This is a genomic window from Acinetobacter sp. (assembly GCF_050285345.1).
GTDB lineage: Bacteria > Pseudomonadota > Gammaproteobacteria > Pseudomonadales > Moraxellaceae > Acinetobacter.
Genome location: NZ_JBLZXR010000060.1, coordinates 22,657 through 43,654 on the forward strand (window position 1 = coordinate 22,657; position 20,998 = coordinate 43,654).

The following is a 20,998-nucleotide window of genomic DNA, read 5'->3' on the forward strand; positions in this document are numbered from 1 at the left end:
TATGATAGAATAATGAGATAGATCTAAATCATGTATGTGGGAAATAAAATCATTAAGCATTTGATGTCATACATCTGATTAGAGTTTTTACGGTATTTAATACGGTAAATAAAATCTTTAAGTATAAAAAGTTAAATACTATCAATAGTCTACTGATGGTTTCTAGTGCGCGCTGAGCGCACCATTATTAATAACTGGATAATTATTTTCCTCACTCGCATTTATTTGAATATTTCATATCCCATAAATAATAGTTCACGGTATTTGGGCATAGCTTTATATAAAAAAAGAAAACATCTCAAAGAAGCAAATGTTCAGTCGAATTTCAATCGTCACCAATTAGATAGCTATAAAAAAGCCCTCACATCTGTGTAATGCTGATCGGTTAAGGAAGTTTAGGTTATTTTTTGACCCAAAACTCCTTATGTTTGAATTTAAATTGAGCTAAATTTACATCTTATCGACCTTATTTTTAACTTTTAAATCCTTAACTGACTGGCATTACCACATCTGTGAGGCTTTGATGTTCAGTTTATTTTACTTCGGGTAAGTCAAACCAAATCACTTGTGCATCTTCCAATGCTTCGATTCGGCTCGTTTCTAAAAAGGCAATCGCACCACCTGCTTCAATTTGATGCTCCGCAATTTGCACTGAGCCTGACATGACATGCACATAGTTAATATGCTGTGTTGCTTCAACCGTTAAAGATTGACCTTTGTGGATGAAAGCAGTTTTCACTTCTGCTTGTTGACGAAGATGCATCAGTGCATTGTCATTTGGCCCAACAATTAAATGCCATTGATCCGGTTGTTCACGTGGATCACATTTAATTTGTTGATAGGTTGGCTCCGCATCCCGTTCATTCGGGATAATCCAAATTTGTAGGAAATGCACATCTTCATCGCCTTCGTTCATCTCACTATGGCGAATACCGGTTCCTGCGCTCATGAGCTGCCATTCACCCGCAGAAATACCACCATGGTTGCCCATACTATCTTTATGGGTCACTGTGCCTTTGAGTACACAAGTCAAAATTTCCATGTTGTCATGTGGGTGCTGACCAAAACCTTCATGTGCAGCAACACGGTCCTCATTAATGACACGTAATGCGCTCACTCCCATATAGTTGGGATCATACCAATTGCCAAATGAAAAGCTGTGTTTCGATTCAAGCCACCCCATGTTCACGTGACCACGATTTTCACTTGGATGTAAAAAAGCATTCATGGCGTTGCTCCTGTATTATTTTTTAACTTGAAGTTATTTTAATGTTTTAAAATGATATTAAAAATAAAAAATAAGCAATGGAACGTTCCATTTTTGCAATGATTCAATTGAAAATTCTAGCTCAGCTTAAATCACAATAGCGTTTTCGAAAATCTGGCCATTGATAAGATGTTCCATCGGAATATACTTTTAAAAAAAAGTCGCATACAGTTTTGGTTGTTGTAACCAATGATTTCCCCAGTGAACATTCTTAGCAGCGGCTTTATCATGGAAAACCCAATAATCTTCTAGGCACCTGCTTGGTTCTGGTATTTGGACAAGATGCATATAGCGTAGTTCAAGAATTATGTTTAATTATGAAGTGATAATTATGTGAATTAAGATAATAAAAACAGTGGATTATGGATTATTTTGGATATAAAAAAAGGTGCTTTAGTAATCAGCTAAAACACCTCCGAAAGATGAGATTAAATCATCATTCTAAGAATTTAACCGTCACACCAGATTTTACTTTTTTACCCAAGTCGTTCGCATCCCAGTTGGTTAAACGGATACAACCGTGAGACGCTGTTTTAGAGATCGCAGATGGGTTTGGAGTACCATGAATACCGAATGATTTTTTACTTAAACCGATCCAGATATTTCCGACAGGGCCGTTCGGGCCTGGTGGTAAAGACAATGGTTTTTTGTTGTTGCCTTGAATAAAGTTCGACGGTGAATAGCTGTACCAAGGGTTTGGCGCTACACCTGTCACTTTATAAGTCCCAGTTGGAGATGGAGTATCCGCACTACCAATCGTCGCAGGGAATGAAGCAATCATTTGGTTACGACTGTTGAACAAGTAAAGTTGTTTCGCGCCTTTGTGTGCAACAATAAGATGAATATCTTCAGGGACTTCATTGCGAATATTGGCAACGATAATTTTTTCCCCAGCTTTTTTGAATGTTGCATTTGGATTTAACTTTTTCATAAAGTCTTCATCCATATGGAACTTTTCAGCCAACATTTCACTGACACGTGTGTAGTACAAGCCTTTCATTTTTGATTGTAGGGCATAGTCACGTGGAATTGACGCAGCATACGGACCTTTTAGGTCTGCTTCAGTCACTGTATATTCAATAAAAGCCGGTTTAGAACCTTGTTTTGCAATTAAAGCATCCCAAGTTTCTTTGGTTAATGTACCTGTCGGTTTCAGTGCATTCATTTGTTGGAATGATGCAATGGCCTTTAAGGTGTTTTTACCACTAGTACCGTCAATTGCACCTGGTGAAGCGTGTGCATTATTGAGCATCACGTGCGCACGTGCATAAATTGGAAACTGGCCTTTACCAATATTGTCATACCATTGAACACTGTTCAGATCACTAAGACGCCAAGTCACTTTACCAGTAGGTGCTGTTGTAGTGGTCGTAGTTGGAGTCGTTGGTGCAGCACCAATATCCGCTTTCACGTCTTCAGTTTTTTGCAGCGTGTCTAAAGTTTGAGATGCTTGATTAAGATCTTCTTGTTCTTGAGCACTAATCTGGATTGTTGCAGCGGATGCTTCTGTTGCGAGAGGATCAATCGGATCCTGAATAGCAACATTAGTCACTTTTGTTGGTGTTAATGGTTGTTCAGCAGTAGATGCGGCAATAGCTGTACCAGCAAATATGCAACTTAGGCTCAGGGCGAGCATGGTGCGAACGAACATGTAATTCAACCTAATTATTCATTTACTGTATTAAAAACTACCTAAGTATTACAGAAAAAAAGTGGAGATGCAGTAGTTGTTTTGTGTAAATATCATTTTTGTTATTAAACATGATCGGTTTTTAAATCATTGAGAAGTTATTATATTTACAACCTTTTTGATATGATGATGCCAATGTCGAATAGAGTTGGGAAAGTGAATGACGACCTTAAAAAATGATCGTTTCTTGCGTGCCTTATTACGTGAACCGGTAGATACGACTCCGGTTTGGATGATGCGTCAGGCCGGCCGTTATTTACCTGAGTATCGTGACACTCGTGCGAAAGCCGGTGATTTTCTATCACTGTGTAAAAATACAGAACTTGCATGTGAAGTTACCGTGCAACCTTTGCGTCGTTATGAGTTGGATGCCGCAATTTTATTTTCAGATATTTTGACGATTCCAGATGCATTGGGTTTAGGTCTGTATTTTGAAGTCGGCGAAGGGCCAAAATTTCATAAAACGATTCGAACTGAACAAGATGTAGCGAATTTACCAAAATTCAATGCCAAGTCAGATTTGGATTATGTGATGAATGCCGTGAGTACGATTCGTTCGGCGCTCGGTGGTCAGGTTCCGTTGATTGGTTTCTCGGGCAGTCCGTGGACCTTGGCAACCTATATGGTTGAAGGTGGTTCAAGTAAGGATTTCCGTTTTACCAAACAAATGATGTATGCACAGCCTGAAGTTTTGCATGCCTTATTAGACCGTTTGGCTGTGGCGGTGACCGAATACCTAAATGCGCAAATTGATGCGGGTGCTCAAGCCGTTCAAATTTTTGATAGTTGGGGCGGCGCATTAGCGCATCGTGAATATATTGAGTTCTCGCTCAACTATATGCAAAAAATTGTCGCAGGCTTACAGCGTGAAAAAGATGGCCGTAAGATTCCGGTTATTTTATTTACCAAAGGTGGTGGTCAATGGCTTGAACCAATGATTGCAACAGGTGCCGATGCCTTTGGTTTAGATTGGACCACATCTTTAAATGTTGCACGCCAAACGGTGAATGGCCGTGCTGCATTGCAAGGTAACTTAGACCCTGCAACATTGTATGGTTCACCTGATGCCATTGCCAAAGCCACACGTGCAATGCTGGATGATGCCTACGCCAATGGTGAAAAAACGGGTTATATCGCCAACCTCGGGCATGGTATTACTCAGTGGGTTGATCCTGCTAATCCGAAAGCCTTTATTGATACGGTACATGAGTACAGTGCCAAGTATTTGTAAAACGTTGTAGGAAAATAGGTTTAGGATTCAACCGTGATCACGATTTTAAAATCATGTTTTGAGTTCTCTTATAAGGCAGCTTCGGCTGCCTTATTTGGGATATTACTGCTGATTGCTTTTGCTGTAACCGCATCCATGGGAAGTGATGAATATTTCGGCTTCTTTCGCTATGACTATTTGTTGTTTTATGCACTGATCATTCAAATCTGTTTGCTATATTTGAAATTGGAATCTTGGGCAGAAGCTAAAGTTATTGCACTATTTCATCTTCTTGCTATGGGAATGGAAATTTTTCTCACTCATCCGGCGATTGCTTCGTGGCAGTACCCGCAGCCGGCGGTATTTAAAATATTAACGGTGCCTTTATTTGCAGGCTTTATGTATTCTGCCGTTGGTAGTTTTTTTGCGCGCTCATTGCGCTTATATCAAGTTTCTTTTTCAAGGCTTCCAAGCTTTGCCAATATGCTGGCGCTTGCAGTTTTGTCTTACTTTAACTTTATGACGAAGTTTTTTATACCAGATATTCGTCTGCTGTTATTTGCATGGAGTGTGGTGATTTTTTGGAAAACTCAGTTGCGTTTTCAGTTGCAAAATCATGTGATTCAGTTGCCAATGTTGCCGGTATTATTGCTTCTGGCTTTTATTATTTGGGTTGCTGAAAATATCAGTACCTTTTACAAAATTTGGCTGTATCCAAGTCAAGTCGATGCTTGGCATATGGTGGGGTGGGGTAAATTGGGTTCATGGTATTTACTGTTATTGTTGAGCTTGGTTCTAGTACTTAAGATCCTTGGACAACGGGATGAAAGTGGGAAATGGCAACTAAAAAACAACCCATAAATACGCGTTATTTTTTAACCAAAAGGTTTTGCCTTATTTGAAAGATCAAGTTACTCTACGGAAGTGTAATAATAGTTACATATGTTTTAAGAATTAAAAACAATGGAATAAAACTTCCTGGAGAAATGCTATGTTGAAAAAATTAGCTTTGGTTGCTGTTGTTGCACTCGGTTCTACAGCAGCTTTTGCTGACCGTGATGTGGGTTGTGGTGTTGGTTCACAGGTGTGGGCAGGTCAGTCTGGTAAAATTCCTAAAATTTTAGCGGCAACAACGAACGGTATTTTCACGAACCAATTATTGGGTATTACCTTTGGTACGCTAGGTTGTAGCGGTACAGGTACTGTAACAGCGCAAGCAGTAACATTTACCAATGAAAATGCTGAATCTCTTGCACGTGATATGGCGGTGGGTCAAGGTGAAAGCCTGAACGTACTTGCAGAACTTTTAAATATCCAATCTACAGATAAAGCACGTTTCTTTGCGGTATCTAAAGCAAATTTTGCTGAAATCTATTCAGCTGAAAACCAATCTTCACTTCAAGTTCTTGCTTCATTACAAAATGTAATGGCGAAAGATGAAGTACTTAAAGCATACGTTTAAGTGCTGTGAAAAGAACCCTGTCAGTCGGCAGGGTTTTTTATTATCTAAAATTGTATAGAGATGGATCTGAATATAACGAAATGAAATTCCTTGCTTTATTTTGTACCTTTATTATCCCGAGTGCCGCTTTTGCACAATTCGATACGGTTCATATAAATTCAGCGGTGACAACTTCATCGGTTGTAAAAACATATATCGATCGTGCACATGCACAAAATTTGGCACAACATATCAGTTGGCAACGCTTGATGTACGCGGATAATAAAGGACAAAGTGAAGTGGCGTATCGCGGCTATTTTCTAGCAGAAAATGGTCAACAAGATTTACAAGCAGAAATGGATGCTGACATTCAGGCATTGTTTCAGCGAGGCGAGTCGAATCAGGCATTCCGTTGCCGTTTTCCTGCGCGTAGTCAGTGGCTCATGCAGCAACTCAATATTTCCAATCAACAGCTTCCGAAAGTTGAATGTCCTGAACTGGATGAATGGTTTGGTAAAATTAAGCCATATAAAGCAACATTAATTTATGCCACGGACTTTATGGGCAATCCAAGTTCGATGTTTGGGCATACTTTATTGCGTCTCGATCCCAAAGATCAAAAAGAACTAAATTTGGTTTCTTATGCAATTAACTATGCGGCAACAGTGGCAGGTGAGGACAATTGGTCCTATGCGTGGAAAGGTCTCACGGGGCAATATCCCGGGGAATATTCACTTATGCCGTATTACCGCAAGGTTAAAGAATATGGTGATTTTGAGAGCCGTGACTTGTGGGAGTATGAATTAACATTAACTGAGCAAGAAACCAGTTTTCTCGTCAAACATATCTGGGAAATGCAAAATGTAAGCTTTCCTTATTATTTCGTCAGTGATAACTGTGCTTACCGCCTCTTGGGTTTAATTGATTTAGTTCGTCCTTCATCCAATTTAAAACAACAATTTTCAGTGGCATCGATTCCTGTGGAAACGATCAAAGAGGTTGAGAAACAAGGTTTAATCAAAGAAGCGGTCTATCGTCCTGCATTGGAAACGCAGCTACTTTCACAGGCACAACAGCATGGCTATCGCTTGGCGAAAGAAGCACGCCGAATTACTGAAATGGATGCAACGCAAATGTTGCATGAAGTTGCGACATTTAATGACGTGGATCGTGCCAAAATTCTTGAAATGGCCTATGATCATTTGTATTTACAACTGATTGGGCGAAAAGTTTCAGCAGAAGAGGCACAGCCTAAACTACGTCAAATATTGGCATTACGTAGTCAATCTGAGCTACCTAAACAGCGTGTAGCGCCAACACAGCCTAGACTTGACCCAATACAAGGGCATCATGCCCGAACTTTTTCTGCGACCGTGGGCGAAGTACAAGGCGAAAAATATATCGAACTTGGTCATCGAGAAGCCTATCATGATCTGATTGATCCACAAGGTGGCTTTCGAATTGGCACTCAACTGATGTTTTGGAATGGATCGGTTCAATATCGTGATGATGAATTTAAGCTAAATCATTTTGACTTTTTATCGGTCAATTCATATAACCCAATTACGCCATTTAAAACACCTCTGACTTGGGGTTTTAACTTTGGTTGGCAACAAGAATCTGTCGATGATGGGCAGTTTAGTGAGACTGAGCAGCATGGTGTTGCTGAATTAAAAGCACAAACGGGTTATAGCTGGGCTAATCAACAACGTACCCATCTATGTTATGTGCAATCGCAAATGCAGGTACAAGCTGGACAAGCTTTGAATAAAGGATGGCGTGTAGGCGTGGGACCGACATTGGGCTGTCAGAATATCTGGTCAGATCGAATCAATAGTTTGGTACAGGTGGAATTGCCTTATTGGGAGGATTCACATCAATGGAATTTAAAGTTTGATGGTCAGCTGCAATATGTACTGAATCAGCAAAATGCGCTACGTCTAGGCTATGAATATCAACAGCAAGATGCCAAGAATTGGGATCAATTTAAATTCAGCTATATTTATTTCTATTGATTTTAAAGTTGGTGAAAAATGGAAATATCAATTAAATAAATATATTAATTTGATTAAAGAGAGTTATCATTCTAGCTATGTATCGCTGCGGTAAAATTTTCCGATGAATCAAGAATGTATTACAGGTCTGACCCAGACTTGGAAGAATATTTGTGATCAATATGATGAAACTGAGCATCTCGCAGCGTTGCGTTTTATACAAGCGCATGTTGAAACCTTGGTCACTATTTTTTATGAACAAATGCTGAAAGAGCCTGAGGCTGCGCATTTTTTTAAAGACGATATCATTCAAAAAAGATTAATTGATACCTTACGTAAATGGTTGCTTGAAACATTTGAAGTTGCGTTAAATTTACAGTTTGAGCAGTCTGTAAAACGTCAACAAAAAGTGGGCTTGGTTCATGCAAGAGTAGGCATTCCGTCTTGGTTCATTATGCGCGGTGTACGTGAAATTCAACGTAAAATGTTTGAACTTTTACAGCAGGATTTGACACAAAGTAGTCTGTTGGTGTGCAGTTATATTGTGCAGATTATGGGCTTGAGTACGGAAATTATGTGCCGTTCCTATGAGTTCAATACAGAAAAAAGCCAAGAAATAAAACATAATTATCGCCTGTTTTCTGCCATGCAAGATGTTGCGGTGCATAAAGATAAACAACGTGGTTCATTACTCGACTGGGAAAATGAACTAATGTTTAAAATCTTTTCAGGTAATTCTGAGTTTTATCATCCGATGTTTTCCAAATCGGAATTTGGGCTGTGGTTTATTCATAAGGCAGCTTATGCATTCTCTGGTTCAGATCAAGTTCAGTTGGTGATTGATCGAATTTACCAAGTCGATGCGTTAACTGAACAAACCATGATAATTACGGACAAAGATTACCTTCAGGATCTCATCCAACAGATTCGTGAGTTAAACCGTGAGATTCAACATTTGGTCGATCAATTATTCCAAGTTGCTGAATATATTGAATCGGGCAATGATTCACTGACGCAGCTCCTCAATCGTCGTTATTTAAATACCATTGTGTCGCGTGAGATTAACTTTGCGCGCCAAAATCAAGCACCATTATCTCTATTGGCCTTTGATGCAGACTATTTTAAAAATATTAATGATAAGTTTGGTCATGCGGCAGGGGATTCAGCTCTTAAATTTATCGCAGAGGCGTTGCAACGTTATAGTAAGGGCAGTGATTATGCTTTCCGGATTGGTGGAGAGGAATTTTTACTGTTATTGGTCGATACCGATTTAGTTCGTGCCATGAGTATTGCAGAGAATGTACGTAGCTATATTGAAAAAGGGCTGATTCGTACTGCTCAAGGGCAGCAGTTTAATTTCACGGTGAGTGTTGGCTGTGTACTATATGATGGACATCCAGATTATCAGCGCTTCCTCGATGCCGCAGATCATGCACTCTATGCTGCGAAGAATAATGGACGAAATTGCATCCAAGTGACTAAACATTTATCCAGCGTTTAATTTAGTTCAGCAATAAAAAACTCCCGTAGCAGGGAGTTTTTTATCTGTTTTATCGCTGTATAAAATTAGACTTCGACCACCACATAGTATTTTTTAACAGCTTCAACCACTTCAAATGTTCCAGTAAAACCGGGTGGAATGACACCTGCATTGCCTGCCGTAACTTCAATATAATCTCCAGCTTGGTCGTGAATTCGTACCAAACCCTCAATGATAGTAAAAAATTCCTGTTTATTCGCTGCAAACTGAATATTCCAAGCACCCACTTCACATTGCCAAATACCACAGTCCATATTGGGATGAGCGTACAGGCTTTGGGTTTCGCGTTTTGGATTGCCTTGAACTAATCGATCAGGGCGAGGGTAATCAATACTTACTTCAGCCTGAGTAAGACCTTGACCCGCTAAAAATATCTGAGACATATATCATCCTGAAAATTGAAGCGTTAAAATATAGAATAAATATTTTGCTGTACATTGCAGCACAAATAAAAATGCCTCAATCTGTTGAGGCATTTTTTCTAAAAATTAAATTAATAACTTTCAGGGACAGCACTTAGGAATTCACGGCGCTCTTCTTTATTGGTTTTAAAGTCACCGGTAAAAGATACTGTACGAGTGGTCGATTCTTGCTTTCCAACACCGCGCATCATCATACACATATGGGCTGAATCAATAACCACAGCAACACCGCGAGCACTAGTGACTTCTGCAACTGCCTCAGCAATTTGCTGGGTTAAATTTTCTTGAATTTGCAAGCGGCGTGCAAACATTTCGGTAATACGGGCAAATTTAGATAAACCCAATACATTGCCTTCAGGCAAATAAGCGATATGCACACGGCCATGAAATGGCAAGAGATGATGTTCACATAAAGAATAAAATTCAATATTTTTAACTAAAACCATCTCACGGTTATCTGATGGGAAAACTGCACTGTTGGTGACTTCTTCAAGGGTTTGACTATAACCCGAAGTGAGATATGAAAAAGCTTTAGCAGCACGCATCGGCGTATCTTGAAGACCTGGGCGATTCAGATCTTCGCCAACGGCAGTTAGGATATTTGCGTAGGATTGCTGCATAGACATAAGAAGTGTTCACTTACACTGAGAGATTGAACAAGGACGGCATTGTAGCAGAAAACTATTACAATGCCTTCTTTTGGAGAAAAATCCGATTATTGATTAAACTTTGGGTTCTTTTCCGCACGTTTTAAAAGTACAAGCACTGCACCAGTTCCCCCTTGTTTTTCAGGGGCGCTGACAAAAGCCAGTACGTCACGATGTTGACGCAGCCAGCTGTTGACATAAGTTTTTAAAATTGCTTCAGGGCCTTTGCCATGGACAATTTTAAGTACGTTCTGATTAGCATCTTTTGCCATTTGAATGATTTGTAAAACCGCAGAGCGTGCTTCTTCCACGGTACAACCATGTAGATCGACCGCTTCAAACCAACGTAAATTTCCGGCTTTTAAATCTTCAAATACTTTGTGCTGTAAGGTCGCAATGCGATAACTCAAGGTCGCTTGACTAGCCACAGGGTTGAGCATGGCTTGAGTATCAGACAACAAGGCATCATCAGTTTCCATTGGTCCAATGGCTGCGGCACGTTTCGCTAGAGTCTGCGCATCTGGCTTTTTACGGCTCGCTTTATCCATTTTGGCGATATTGCCGGTATCCATTTTTTGAACACCTTGCATTTGCTTTTGGAATAATGCGAAGTCGTCTTCCTGCTCTTGCTCAACAGTCTTTGGTTTTGGCTCTGGCTGTTTGGCAATATTTGAGGAATGTGGATTCGTAATTTGCTTTTTAAAAGATTTCAGTAGGTTGTACTGGTCTTTTGAAAGCGAAGAATCGTGTTTGCTCATAATGAATAAACGGAAAAGATGCAAAAATTTAGGACAATTATAGCTTGAAATGATAAGGATTTGAACTGAATTGGATTAATGTCAAATGCTATAAAACTATTTGCAAGCTTGGTGTCGTTGCGCTTAGATGTATTTTTTAAACTAGATATAAGTATTCGAAATAATTAACTTTTTTATTTAAAGTCTTGGGTGGATTTTAAAATCTATCTCGTGATTATAAAAAGCCCAATTATTTTAATTGGGCTTTTTAAAGGATTAAATAGTTTGAGGTACACCAAACAATTCTTTAAAAGCTTGATCAGGACGTGGCTGCTTCATAAAACTTTCGCCAACCAAGAAGGCATGAATGTCATGTTCTTGCATCATCGCGACATCGGCAGGTGTGGCAATCCCACTTTCAGTGATCAGTAAGCGAGAAGGTTCAAGTAGTTTTTTCAAACGTAATGATGTATTTAAATCCACATCAAAGGTTTTTAAATTACGGTTATTTACACCCAATAAGCAGCGGTCTGATAGACGTAACGCACGCTCAAGTTCGTCTTCGTCATGCACTTCAACTAAAACATCTAAATTATGCTCAAATGCTGTTTTCGACATTTCTTCCAATTGTTGATCTGATAAACATGCCACAATCAGCAAAATACAATCCGCATGTAATGCACGTGCTTCAATCACGCCATAAGGATCAATCAGAAAATCTTTACGCAGGGCAGGTAAGTCACAATTTGAACGTGCAATTTGGATGTTTTCATCCGCACCTTGGAAAAAATCCACATCGGTTAAAACTGATAAACATGCTGCGCCAGCGTCTTGGTATTGCTGTGCAATTTCCGCAGGGTTGAAGTTTTCACGAATCACACCTTTCGATGGAGAGGCTTTTTTAATTTCGGCAATTACACCCGGTCGTTTACTTTGTACCGATTGAGCAAAACCACGTACGGGTGTTGCAGCCTGAGCAAGTTCTTCCACATCTTTATAGCTACGTTGCTTAAGGCGAATAGCAAACTCTTCCTGTTTACGATCTACAATTTTACCTAAAATTGTATTTGCGATATCTACCATGATCTAAATCCTAATCTTAAGCTTCGTATTCTTTTAAAGTTTTGGTGAATTCTGACAATACACCCATTTTCTCCAGTGCTTGACCACCATAGATAATGTCGTGTGCAAGGGCAACCCCTTGTTTATAGTTACTGGTTAAACCAGAGACATAAATACCTGCGCCTGCATTCAGTGCAATCATGTTCGCGGCTTTTTCACCTTTGGCAGATTTTTTCTTGCCTAAAGCATCTTTAATTAAGGCCAAACTTTCAGCAGCGCTATCAATCGCTAGACCTGTTAAAGTTTGCGACTCGATATCGACTGCCTCAGGCTGAATTTCCCACTCAGTCACTTCACCATCTTTAAGTTCGGCAACATGGGTGCTAGATGCTAGGCTGATTTCATCTAAACCATCTTTAGAGTGCACCACCATGGCATGTTCAGCACCGAGTTGTTTTAATACTTCAGCAATTGGGCGGCAAAGTTCAGTCGAAAATACCCCAATCACAAAACGTTTTACCCCAGCCGGATTCGTAAGCGGGCCAAGTAAGTTGAAAATACTACGAAAACCTAGTTCTTTACGTGGACCAGCCGCATATTTCATGGCTTTGTGGTGATTAGGTGCAAATAAGAAGCCAACCCCCATTTCGCGGATACAACGTTCAGTTTGTTCCATGTTGAGATCAAGGTTAATGCCGGCTTGTTCAAGTAAATCAGAAGAACCTGATTTCGATGACACACCACGACCACCATGTTTGGCAATGGTTGCACCAGCGGCAGCAATGACAAAACTTGAAGCGGTTGAGACGTTAAAGAGGTTTTGACCGTCACCGCCTGTACCAACAATATCAATTAAATGGGGGAGGTCACTGACATCAATTTTAATCGCAAACTCGCGCATGACACGCGCGGCAGCGGTAATTTCATCAATACTTTCACCTTTTAAGCGTAAGCCTATCATAAATGCGCCAATTTGGGCATCAGATGCTTCACCACTCATGATGGTACGCATCACTTCTTCCATTTGAGGTTGAGTGAGTTCAATATTTTTGGTGATGTTATTTAAAGCTTGTTGAATATTCATAATTTTCTTGCACTCGATTAAGCGTAAATTTCTAAGAAGTTCTTGAAGATTTGGTGACCATGTTCACTGAGAATTGATTCGGGGTGGAACTGCACGCCTTCAACCGGCAATGTCTTATGTTTAATCCCCATAATCTCTTCCATCGAACCATCTTCTTCATTGGTCCAGCACGTCACTTCCAAGCATTCTGGCAATGTCGCTTGATCAATCACCAAAGAGTGATAGCGCGTCGCTGCGAATGGAGATGGAAGGTTGCTAAATATGCCGGTATCGCTGTGATACATGTCCGATAAACGACCGTGCATAACTTTTTTGGCACGAATAATATCGCCCCCAAAAGCTTGACCAATCGCTTGATGCCCAAGACATACGCCAAGTAATGGAATCTTACCTGCGAAGTGCTGAATGGCAGGGATTGAAATACCTGCCTCAGAAGGTGAACAAGGGCCGGGACCAATGACTAAGTACTTCGGTTGCCATCGCTCAATATCCTCCAATGTCACGGCATCATTACGTACTACTTTTACTTCCTGATCTAACTCGCCAAAATACTGGACGATGTTGTAGGTAAAAGAGTCATAGTTGTCGATCATCAAAAGCATGAGCGTATTAACCTTTGAAATTTTGCACTTAACTGTGCTTTTAAAAAATGAATTAATTCTGATGAATTTTCAGTATTTGAATAATGCTCCGTAAATTTGCATCAGCAAATACCGAAAACTTAGAATTCAAGCAATCATAGCAAACAATAAACATTTTCTGCTGAACAATTTTGCATAAGCTTATTCTGTTATTTTTTAGAGATGTAGATTTTTAGCTTTAAAATTCTGGATTTAAATTGAACAATGACAGTCTTTGTGGTTTAAGTGGTGAAAATAGCAACATTTAAAAATTAAAATTACTCAATGTTTGTCGCTATTTAAAAGTAAGTTTTGTGATTAATCTTACAGAATGATCTATTTTGAAGCGAAATCACCAAAATGGGGCAGATAGATAATGAGAGTTTAAAGGCTAAATAATCGACATTTAAGTTAATTTTACTTATGTTACATACTGTCGTTAATCCATAATAAAAATATGGTTTTGAGTGTTATATGTATAATCAAGGTGAATATGACCAAGAGATAAAAAGCTAAATCATTATATTTTATAAAAATTCATTCATATTAAAAAAATACAGTGTAGAAGTTGGGCAGTAAAAGAAAAAGCCTCTTATTTAGGGTATCTCATTATAGATGAAATTTAAGTGCACCATTTTGGTACACCTGTGAAAAATCTTTTAAAACAAAAATGATGAACAGTGTTCGAATATGGTGCATTTACCGTGACACGCAGTATAATAGTCACAAAGTAATGGGCTGAAATCTTCTATTCTGATAAGGAATTCAATATTTTAACTTTGCTTTTAAAAGTTGGTACGGTAATTGCTTAATAACTACCAACTACTAACACGCACTTCAGTGTGCACAAAAAAATCATCGGAGCAAAATGAGCATGGCGAACAAGGTCCTTCAACTCATCCAAGAAAGTGGCGCAAAATGGGTCGATTTTCGTTTTACGGATACTAAGGGTAAAGAGCAACACGTAACTTACCCTGCAGATACAATCGACGAAGATACATTTGAAGACGGCAAAATGTTTGACGGTTCGTCAATTGCTGGTTGGAAAGGTATCGAAGCATCAGACATGATCCTTCGCCCGGATGCTGAAACTTGCTTCCTTGACCCGTTCTTTGCTGAAGCTACAGTTGTTGTAACTTGTGACGTAATTGAACCATCAACTGGTCAAGGTTATGACCGTGACCCACGCTCTATCGCTCGCCGTGCAGAAGAGTACTTAAAATCAACAGGTATCGGTGATACTGCTTTCTTTGGTCCGGAACCAGAATTCTTTGTATTTGACGAAGTGAAATGGGACATCGATATGTCTGGCGCGCGCCATACATTAATCGCTGAGGAAGCTGCTTGGTCTACAGGTAAAGACTACGAAGCAGGTAACTCTGGTCACCGTCCACGTGTTAAAGGCGGTTATTTCCCAGTACCACCAGTTGATTCTTCACAAGATATGCGTGCAGAAATGTGTGCAAAAATCGAAGACATCATGGGCCCAGGCCGTGTAGAAGTTCATCACCACGAAGTTGCATCTTGCCAGCTTGAAATCGGTGTAAGCTTTAATACCATGGTTCGTAAAGCTGACGAAGTTCAACAGTTTAAATATGCAGTTTGGAACGTCGCTCACCAATACGCTAAAACTGCGACTTTTATGCCAAAACCAATGGTAGGTGATAATGGTTCTGGTATGCACGTTCACGTATCAATCTCTAAAGATGGTAAGAACTTGTTCGCTGGTGATGAGTATGCAGGCCTTTCAGAAACAGCATTGTATTTCATCGGTGGTATCATCAAACATGCTCGTTCATTGAACGCAATCACAAACCCATCTACCAACTCGTACAAACGTTTAGTGCCACACTACGAAGCACCGATCATGCTTGCTTATTCAGCACGTAACCGTTCGGCTTCTATCCGTATTCCTTACGTTTCTAGCCCTAAAGGTAAACGTATCGAAGCACGTTTCCCTGATCCAATGATGAACCCGTACTTAGGTTTCGCAGCATTATTGATGGCCGGTCTTGACGGTATTCAAAATAAAATTCACCCAGGTGAAGCTGCTGACAAGAACCTGTACGATCTTCCTCCTGAAGAAGAAGCAAAAATCCCAACAGTTGCTCATAGCCTAGAAATGGCGCTTGAAGCACTTGAAGCGGATCATGACTACCTTCTTAAAGGTGGTGTATTCACTAAAGATATGCTTGATGCATATATCGAAGTGAAAACTGAAGAAGTTCGTCGTTTAAATACAACGACTCACCCAGTTGAATTTGATATGTACTACAGCTTGTAATTCTGAACAGCATTACACTGTAAAAAAGACCCGCCTTGTGCTAATGCCAGTCAGTTAAGGATTTAAAAGTTAAAAACAAGGTCGATAAGACGTAAATTTAGCTCAATTTAAATTCAAACATAAGGAATTTTGAGTTAAAAAATAACCTAAAATTCCTTAACTGATCAGCATTACCGCCTTGTGCGGGTTTTTTTGTATGATTGAGCTCATATTTTATAGGTCAGTAAATTAAGATGGCGCAGCGAAAAAAACATACAGGTTTTTTCCCTTGGATTGATCCCCAAGATCATAACAAAGGATTTAAATTAAACTTCTCTGAAGTGACTTATGTTGAAGTGGGACGTACTGTGGAGGGGTATAAACAAGTTGAATTTGTCGCATTGAAAAATCCAGAATTGGCTTTGGATTTTGATTATCCTCAAAGCTTTTATATCAGTGCAGAAGGTTTGGTACTGGTTAAAACACCACAAGGTAAATTTGAAGTGATTGCAAAAACGGATAATGCTTAACTATTCAATTATATGATGCTTGTTGATATGACTTTATAGTATGTGCAATTTTCAGGCTTTGGTTGAATTAAGTCGCTTTGAAATAAACAGAATAATTCTAAAAAACTGAATCTGATGATGGGCTTGATGCAAATTGGCCCGTCAAAGTTAATCTGCCATGTGTATAATCCTAACACCTGATCATCAACATCATTGCTGAGTTTATAAGGCGAGGGACATGCAGAGCACACACAGTCAACCAAAAACCATTCCAGAAGAATTAAAAAAATGGCTGTATGCGTCAGGTTCTTTAACTCAGCAATTGACAGATTTAGCCGGTGGCGAATTTCAAGTAACACCGCAAAAAGAACACTTTCAGCGCCTTTTATATCTCGATGCCAAGTGGATGAAAATGCCCCATCATCATACCTCTTGGGTACGAGAAAGCTTTTTATTTGGCTGTGAGGCAGAGCCGTGGGTAAAGGCGAAAAGTATATTTCCGATTTTGAGCTTGCAATCTCGCGCACGTATTTATAAGCATATTGGTAAAAAACCAATTGGTTGGTTCTTATTTCAACGTACCAACCCAGCGTGTGAGCGCCGTGTATTGTGGTTGGAAGATGGTTGGACACGGCAGAGCTGCTATACTTGGCATGGTTGTAAGTTTATTGTGCAGGAAACGTTTTTACCTGCTTTTGAACAGTTTATACAACTAGCGTAACTCAGATTCGGGATAAGGATTGGCATGACAACGGTGCAGCAAATTTCTTGGCGTGAACGCTTGGAAGCATATTACTATTTATGTCGTTTTGATAAGCCTATTGGTACAGAGTTGGTGTTTTGGCCGACCATGTGGGCCTTATGGATTGCGAATCAAGGTGCGCCAGCGTTGGGGATTTTAATTCCAATGATTATTGGAACAATCTGTATGCGTGCTGCCGGTTGTGCAATTAATGATTTTGCTGATCGTAAAGTGGATGGTGCTGTAGAAAGAACAAAAAACCGTCCTTTAGCAACAGGGGTTATCAGTTCTAAAGAAGCAATTTATGTATTTCTGTTTTTGGTCGCGCTCAGTGCTAGTATGCTGTTTTTTCTGCCGATCGAAACCTTTTATTGTTCATTTGGCGCCTTATTTTTAGCCTTTATTTATCCGTTTATGAAACGCTATACCCACTTGCCACAAGTGTTTTTGGGTGCTGCATTTTCATGGTCTATTCCAATGGCATATACCGCGGTTGGACATCCGTTGGATTTAACGTGCTGGTTGCTTTACTTTGGTAATTTGGCCTGGACGGTTGCCTATGATACGCAATATGCCATTACCGACCGTGAATATGATTTAAAAATTGGGGTGAAATCAACAGCGATTCTATTTGGTCGTTTCGATATCGAGATTATCGCTTTATTACAAGCGGGCAGTATTCTTTTAATTGGTACGGCGCTGTATTTAGAAAATTTACTCTTTCCATTTGGATTGATCGCATTACTTTGTGTTGCGGCAGATTTTATTTATCAATGGCGTAAAACTCATGATCGTGATCCACAGCGCTGCTTTTGGGCATTTCGTCATAATCGTTGGGTCGGACTCATGATATTTGTCGGTATTGTTATGGCATTAAACCTTTAATCTGAAAAATATAATTTGAAACAAAGCATCCTATTCGGGTGCTTTTTTTTGTGCTTAATTTATACAGATCTCGTGTGAGATAAAACGTAATAACAAGAAAGGAAATCAATTATGCAAAAGTATTTGAAGAAAAGTTTGATTACAGTTTTATGTTCATCAGTTTTATTTTTATCAGCCTGTGGTGATAATGATGATCACTCGGGATTCGGGTTTACGCAGCATTATGTTTCGGATGTTGCATATGACAAAGATACAATTTCTGATGCAAGTAAAGTGCGTGTTATGACTTATCGCATGCCAAACGTATTGGGAAAAACGGCAAAAGCAACGGCAATGGTTTTTTACCCTAATGTACCTCAACCGGCAGATGGATGGCGAGTAGTGGTTTGGGAACATGGTACGGTGGGAAGTGGTGATAGCTGTGCACCAAGTATAAATGCACTTAACCCGCGATTTAAAGCAATGGCGGAGAGTTTGCTTAAAGAAGGTTATGTTATCGTTGCACCTGATTATGAGGGCTTAGGTACAGCGGGTATCCATCCTTACTTGAATCTTGAAAGTGCAGCCAAGTCTGCACAATATGCAGTGAAAGCTTTACAGCAACACCTCGGTGTTAATATGCAAGGGGATTGGATGTCTGTCGGTCAGTCACAAGGCGGGCATGCTTCACTTGGTACAGCAGAATTTGCTAATGGTGATCGTCATTATAAAGGTGCAGTAGCAGGAGCACCGGCTTCGAGTTTAGGTTACATTATTTCTGAGATTGCACCACCGGCAATTGCGCAATTAGCAGCGGCTGAAAATATACCCGATAGCGGTGTTGCAAAAGGAACGGCTGCTAAAGTTTATTCAGAGTTGTTAGCTTATGCAGCATATGTTGCTGTAGGTATTAAAGCTTATGAGCCTAGATTTGATGCGAATGCAATTTTTGAACAACGTTCTCAACCTTGGGTGGCAAGAGCAGAAGGGAGTACTGGAGAAAATGGCCTATGTCTTGAGCCATTGATGGCTGAATTTGAAAATGACATTAATAGCTTTATTGCCAGTAATCCGGGTAAAACTGCGGCTGACTACCCAGGATTAACGGCTAATTTTCTGGAGAACCCAACGATCTCTAAATTCTTAACAGTTAATCAGCCTGCAACAAGACATCTTGATAAACCGGTTTTAATTATTCAAGGGAAATTAGATGCAGCTGTGCCATACCAAGTGACACAAGCGCTTGCTGAGAATTTAAAAAAGAATTTGAATACAGATGTGACCTTTGAGTTGGTTGAAGGTGCAACGCATACACAAGCAATTGTACAGCGTAATCAAATGCTTGTAGATTTCATTAAAGAGCATATGCCTGCTACTAAATAAATGACCATATCTATTTAAAAAACCTTAGCTTGTTCTAAGGTTTTTTAAGTGTGTATGAGTTGAATTTATGTCGATTTGAATTGGAGTGGAATAGTGCGCGGGACTTGCGTATATTGGGCGGCGAGTTTTTGTGTGAATGGTTGAAAATATTTATGTCTAAAGTGAAGTCAAAACCGAATACGAAAAAAATGATTATCCTGATGTCATTAGGTTTACTCATTCCAGTTTTCTTGGTCAGTATGGCTTTCCTAGCGGTTAATAGTGATGCGAAAAACCAAGAAAAATATAAACAACAGCAAGCAGAAATGATTGAAAAAATTAAAGCAAAGGAAACAGCCAAAAAAGCTAAAGCAGATGAAGACATTGCTGCCGAAGCAGATCAGGCGGTATCAGAGGTATTGGCAACACAAAAAGCGCAAGGGTTTTAATTTTAAGTACGGAATAATTTTCACAGAGTCTAAATTTCGTATTAAGTATAGCTAAATTCTAAAAATATCAGCACGTAAAAATACCTGTAAAATTCGATTCTTTAAGGTCTTTGGTGTACTGAAGAGTTAAGTAATCAGCTATAGATGAGATGAAAATTCTTTAATCTACATCATGTCTTAATGTACTAATGCTTGGGATATTGGTGTAGCGTAATATGCGATAACCCGCTTCCTCAAGCATTGCATCACGCTCTGCATCTTCCATTTCCTTTCCGATATGACTCGGATCATCCAGCTCAATAATCACCAAGACATTGTAGGCTTGGTCGAGGATGACAAAGTCGGTCACTTTGCGATTAAACCGATTGCGAATTTTATAATTTTGATTGGTAATTAATGCACTAAAAGCCACTTGTGCCAAAACATGATAATCAGGAAATGCTTCATTCAGTCGATGAAACATTTTACTTTCAAAAGCAGTGATGACACGACGAGGGAAAAATTTCTGTTTACGACGAAAGAGGCGAGGGAAAACTAAGCAGGCAAGCGCTAAAGTTGCCATACAGCCAATAATAAAGAAAATAAACTGATTTAGATCAAACACAGAAATAACTACATATATGAAAAAAGCCCACGTCATCATGCGTGGGCTTTTAGGTATTTGGCTCTCCAACCTGGGCTCGAACCAGGGACCTGCGGATTAACAGTCCGTCGCTCTACCGACTGAGCTATTGGAGAATCTGAGTGGCATTCTATGGGGCAAATGCAGTAAGGTCAAGTCACAATTGTAAAAAACTCATAAATTTGCATTGAATGCATTAAAAATAAACATGTTTGATCTAAAGCGTATTTTTAGGGGTGGCCTTAAAGGAGCGATTATTCAGATTGTTTAAAGCCTTATTTATATGAGCTGCTAAAACGACCTTATAAAAGAAGGTGAGGGTAATTGCTAAAGACATAATTTACATTGAGAAAATTTTTAAGGCATAAAAAAAAGCCCACTTCGTAATGAGTGGGCTTTTTAGAATTTGGCTCTCCAACCTGGGCTCGAACCAGGGACCTGCGGATTAACAGTCCGTCGCTCTACCGACTGAG

General features: G+C 39.6%; 20 protein-coding genes and 1 tRNA gene. 11 read left to right on the plus strand and 10 right to left on the minus strand.

The window, feature by feature from the left end; genetic code table 11:
• Positions 1-532: 532 nt before the first annotated feature.
• Entirely contained in the window at positions 533-1,228 is a 696-nt protein-coding gene (locus ACN6OV_RS05590; RefSeq protein ID WP_427950532.1) for a pirin family protein, read from the minus strand.
• 475 nt (positions 1,229-1,703) lie between these two features.
• A complete protein-coding gene (locus ACN6OV_RS05595; RefSeq protein ID WP_427950535.1) occupies positions 1,704-2,918 on the minus strand; it encodes a L,D-transpeptidase family protein in 1,215 nt (404 codons plus the stop codon).
• A gap of 199 nt (positions 2,919-3,117) precedes the next feature.
• Here ACN6OV_RS05595 and hemE point away from each other — a divergent pair, with 199 nt between their 5' ends.
• From hemE to ACN6OV_RS05620, 5 genes are all read left to right on the plus strand, one after another.
• Positions 3,118-4,188, plus strand: coding sequence for a uroporphyrinogen decarboxylase (gene hemE, locus ACN6OV_RS05600; RefSeq protein ID WP_427950537.1), 1,071 nt, complete (start codon positions 3,118-3,120; stop codon positions 4,186-4,188).
• Between the two features lie 36 nt (positions 4,189-4,224).
• Positions 4,225-5,028: a DUF817 family protein gene (locus tag ACN6OV_RS05605; protein ID WP_427950576.1), complete on the plus strand. Its 804-nt coding sequence runs from the start codon at positions 4,225-4,227 to the stop codon at positions 5,026-5,028.
• A gap of 130 nt (positions 5,029-5,158) precedes the next feature.
• Positions 5,159-5,629: a DUF3015 family protein gene (locus ACN6OV_RS05610; protein ID WP_180003204.1), complete on the plus strand. Its 471-nt coding sequence runs from the start codon at positions 5,159-5,161 to the stop codon at positions 5,627-5,629.
• Positions 5,630-5,709: 80 nt separating this feature from the next.
• Entirely contained in the window at positions 5,710-7,623 is a 1,914-nt protein-coding gene (locus ACN6OV_RS05615) for a DUF4105 domain-containing protein (protein WP_427950540.1), read from the plus strand.
• 103 nt (positions 7,624-7,726) lie between these two features.
• Positions 7,727-9,103, plus strand: a complete 1,377-nt coding sequence (locus ACN6OV_RS05620) for a diguanylate cyclase (protein ID WP_427950543.1) — start codon at positions 7,727-7,729, stop codon at positions 9,101-9,103.
• A 65-nt stretch (positions 9,104-9,168) separates the two neighbouring features.
• Here the strand turns inward: ACN6OV_RS05620 and ACN6OV_RS05625 are convergent, their stop codons facing one another.
• The 6 genes from ACN6OV_RS05625 to ACN6OV_RS05650 form a co-directional block, all read right to left on the minus strand.
• Positions 9,169-9,525, minus strand: a complete 357-nt coding sequence (locus tag ACN6OV_RS05625) for a cupin domain-containing protein (RefSeq protein WP_427950546.1) — start codon at positions 9,523-9,525, stop codon at positions 9,169-9,171.
• A gap of 110 nt (positions 9,526-9,635) precedes the next feature.
• Complete coding sequence (gene folE, locus ACN6OV_RS05630; RefSeq protein ID WP_427950579.1) at positions 9,636-10,184, minus strand: GTP cyclohydrolase I FolE; 549 nt, start codon at positions 10,182-10,184, stop codon at positions 9,636-9,638.
• 95 nt (positions 10,185-10,279) lie between these two features.
• Entirely contained in the window at positions 10,280-10,969 is a 690-nt protein-coding gene (locus ACN6OV_RS05635; protein WP_427950549.1) for a Smr/MutS family protein, read from the minus strand.
• A gap of 255 nt (positions 10,970-11,224) precedes the next feature.
• The gene (gene trpC, locus ACN6OV_RS05640; RefSeq protein WP_427950551.1) at positions 11,225-12,031 is read right to left on the minus strand and encodes an indole-3-glycerol phosphate synthase TrpC; all 807 of its coding nucleotides are present in this window, start codon (positions 12,029-12,031) and stop codon (positions 11,225-11,227) included.
• Between the two features lie 16 nt (positions 12,032-12,047).
• Positions 12,048-13,094: an anthranilate phosphoribosyltransferase gene (trpD, locus tag ACN6OV_RS05645; RefSeq protein ID WP_427950554.1), complete on the minus strand. Its 1,047-nt coding sequence runs from the start codon at positions 13,092-13,094 to the stop codon at positions 12,048-12,050.
• A gap of 17 nt (positions 13,095-13,111) precedes the next feature.
• Positions 13,112-13,696 (minus strand): anthranilate synthase component II, encoded by a 585-nt coding sequence (locus tag ACN6OV_RS05650; RefSeq protein ID WP_427950557.1) that lies wholly within the window; start codon positions 13,694-13,696, stop codon positions 13,112-13,114.
• Positions 13,697-14,582: 886 nt separating this feature from the next.
• Between ACN6OV_RS05650 and glnA the strand changes: the two genes are divergently transcribed.
• The 6 genes from glnA (at position 14,583) to ACN6OV_RS05680 (ending at position 19,903) form a co-directional block, all read left to right on the plus strand.
• On the plus strand, positions 14,583-15,998 hold the full coding sequence (glnA, locus tag ACN6OV_RS05655) for a type I glutamate--ammonia ligase (protein WP_427950559.1): 1,416 nt from the start codon (positions 14,583-14,585) through the stop codon (positions 15,996-15,998).
• A 233-nt stretch (positions 15,999-16,231) separates the two neighbouring features.
• Positions 16,232-16,507: a hypothetical protein gene (locus ACN6OV_RS05660; protein WP_427950562.1), complete on the plus strand. Its 276-nt coding sequence runs from the start codon at positions 16,232-16,234 to the stop codon at positions 16,505-16,507.
• Positions 16,508-16,724: 217 nt separating this feature from the next.
• Positions 16,725-17,207, plus strand: coding sequence for a chorismate--pyruvate lyase family protein (locus ACN6OV_RS05665; protein ID WP_427950565.1), 483 nt, complete (start codon positions 16,725-16,727; stop codon positions 17,205-17,207).
• Between the two features lie 24 nt (positions 17,208-17,231).
• Complete coding sequence (gene ubiA, locus ACN6OV_RS05670; protein ID WP_427950568.1) at positions 17,232-18,113, plus strand: 4-hydroxybenzoate octaprenyltransferase; 882 nt, start codon at positions 17,232-17,234, stop codon at positions 18,111-18,113.
• A 111-nt stretch (positions 18,114-18,224) separates the two neighbouring features.
• On the plus strand, positions 18,225-19,475 hold the full coding sequence (locus tag ACN6OV_RS05675; RefSeq protein ID WP_427950571.1) for an alpha/beta hydrolase family protein: 1,251 nt from the start codon (positions 18,225-18,227) through the stop codon (positions 19,473-19,475).
• A 152-nt stretch (positions 19,476-19,627) separates the two neighbouring features.
• Positions 19,628-19,903 carry a hypothetical protein gene (locus ACN6OV_RS05680; protein ID WP_427950582.1) on the plus strand — a complete coding sequence of 92 codons (276 nt, stop codon included), beginning with the start codon at positions 19,628-19,630 and terminating at the stop codon, positions 19,901-19,903.
• A 160-nt stretch (positions 19,904-20,063) separates the two neighbouring features.
• Here the strand turns inward: ACN6OV_RS05680 and ACN6OV_RS05685 are convergent, their stop codons facing one another.
• Both ACN6OV_RS05685 and ACN6OV_RS05690 read right to left on the minus strand, forming a co-directional pair.
• Positions 20,064-20,507 (minus strand): DUF2726 domain-containing protein, encoded by a 444-nt coding sequence (locus ACN6OV_RS05685; protein WP_427950574.1) that lies wholly within the window; start codon positions 20,505-20,507, stop codon positions 20,064-20,066.
• A 58-nt stretch (positions 20,508-20,565) separates the two neighbouring features.
• Positions 20,566-20,641: transfer RNA gene (locus tag ACN6OV_RS05690), tRNA-Asn, on the minus strand.
• Positions 20,642-20,998: the final 357 nt, after the last annotated feature.

What these genes read in the sequence shown, in the direction of transcription:
- ACN6OV_RS05590 (WP_427950532.1), bottom strand. Translation starts at nt 1,228, where the DNA reads ATGAATGCTTTTTTACATCCAAGTGAAAATCGTGGTCACGTGAACATG.
- ACN6OV_RS05595 (WP_427950535.1), bottom strand. Translation starts at nt 2,918, where the DNA reads ATGTTCGTTCGCACCATGCTCGCCCTGAGCCTAAGTTGCATATTTGCT.
- hemE (WP_427950537.1), top strand. Translation starts at nt 3,118, where the DNA reads ATGACGACCTTAAAAAATGATCGTTTCTTGCGTGCCTTATTACGTGAA.
- ACN6OV_RS05610 (WP_180003204.1), top strand. Translation starts at nt 5,159, where the DNA reads ATGTTGAAAAAATTAGCTTTGGTTGCTGTTGTTGCACTCGGTTCTACA.
- ACN6OV_RS05615 (WP_427950540.1), top strand. Translation starts at nt 5,710, where the DNA reads ATGAAATTCCTTGCTTTATTTTGTACCTTTATTATCCCGAGTGCCGCT.
- ACN6OV_RS05620 (WP_427950543.1), top strand. Translation starts at nt 7,727, where the DNA reads ATGAATCAAGAATGTATTACAGGTCTGACCCAGACTTGGAAGAATATT.
- ACN6OV_RS05625 (WP_427950546.1), bottom strand. Translation starts at nt 9,525, where the DNA reads ATGTCTCAGATATTTTTAGCGGGTCAAGGTCTTACTCAGGCTGAAGTA.
- folE (WP_427950579.1), bottom strand. Translation starts at nt 10,184, where the DNA reads ATGCAGCAATCCTACGCAAATATCCTAACTGCCGTTGGCGAAGATCTG.
- ACN6OV_RS05635 (WP_427950549.1), bottom strand. Translation starts at nt 10,969, where the DNA reads ATGAGCAAACACGATTCTTCGCTTTCAAAAGACCAGTACAACCTACTG.
- trpC (WP_427950551.1), bottom strand. Translation starts at nt 12,031, where the DNA reads ATGGTAGATATCGCAAATACAATTTTAGGTAAAATTGTAGATCGTAAA.
- trpD (WP_427950554.1), bottom strand. Translation starts at nt 13,094, where the DNA reads ATGAATATTCAACAAGCTTTAAATAACATCACCAAAAATATTGAACTC.
- ACN6OV_RS05650 (WP_427950557.1), bottom strand. Translation starts at nt 13,696, where the DNA reads ATGCTTTTGATGATCGACAACTATGACTCTTTTACCTACAACATCGTC.
- glnA (WP_427950559.1), top strand. Translation starts at nt 14,583, where the DNA reads ATGAGCATGGCGAACAAGGTCCTTCAACTCATCCAAGAAAGTGGCGCA.
- ACN6OV_RS05660 (WP_427950562.1), top strand. Translation starts at nt 16,232, where the DNA reads ATGGCGCAGCGAAAAAAACATACAGGTTTTTTCCCTTGGATTGATCCC.
- ACN6OV_RS05665 (WP_427950565.1), top strand. Translation starts at nt 16,725, where the DNA reads ATGCAGAGCACACACAGTCAACCAAAAACCATTCCAGAAGAATTAAAA.
- ubiA (WP_427950568.1), top strand. Translation starts at nt 17,232, where the DNA reads ATGACAACGGTGCAGCAAATTTCTTGGCGTGAACGCTTGGAAGCATAT.
- ACN6OV_RS05675 (WP_427950571.1), top strand. Translation starts at nt 18,225, where the DNA reads ATGCAAAAGTATTTGAAGAAAAGTTTGATTACAGTTTTATGTTCATCA.
- ACN6OV_RS05680 (WP_427950582.1), top strand. Translation starts at nt 19,628, where the DNA reads ATGTCTAAAGTGAAGTCAAAACCGAATACGAAAAAAATGATTATCCTG.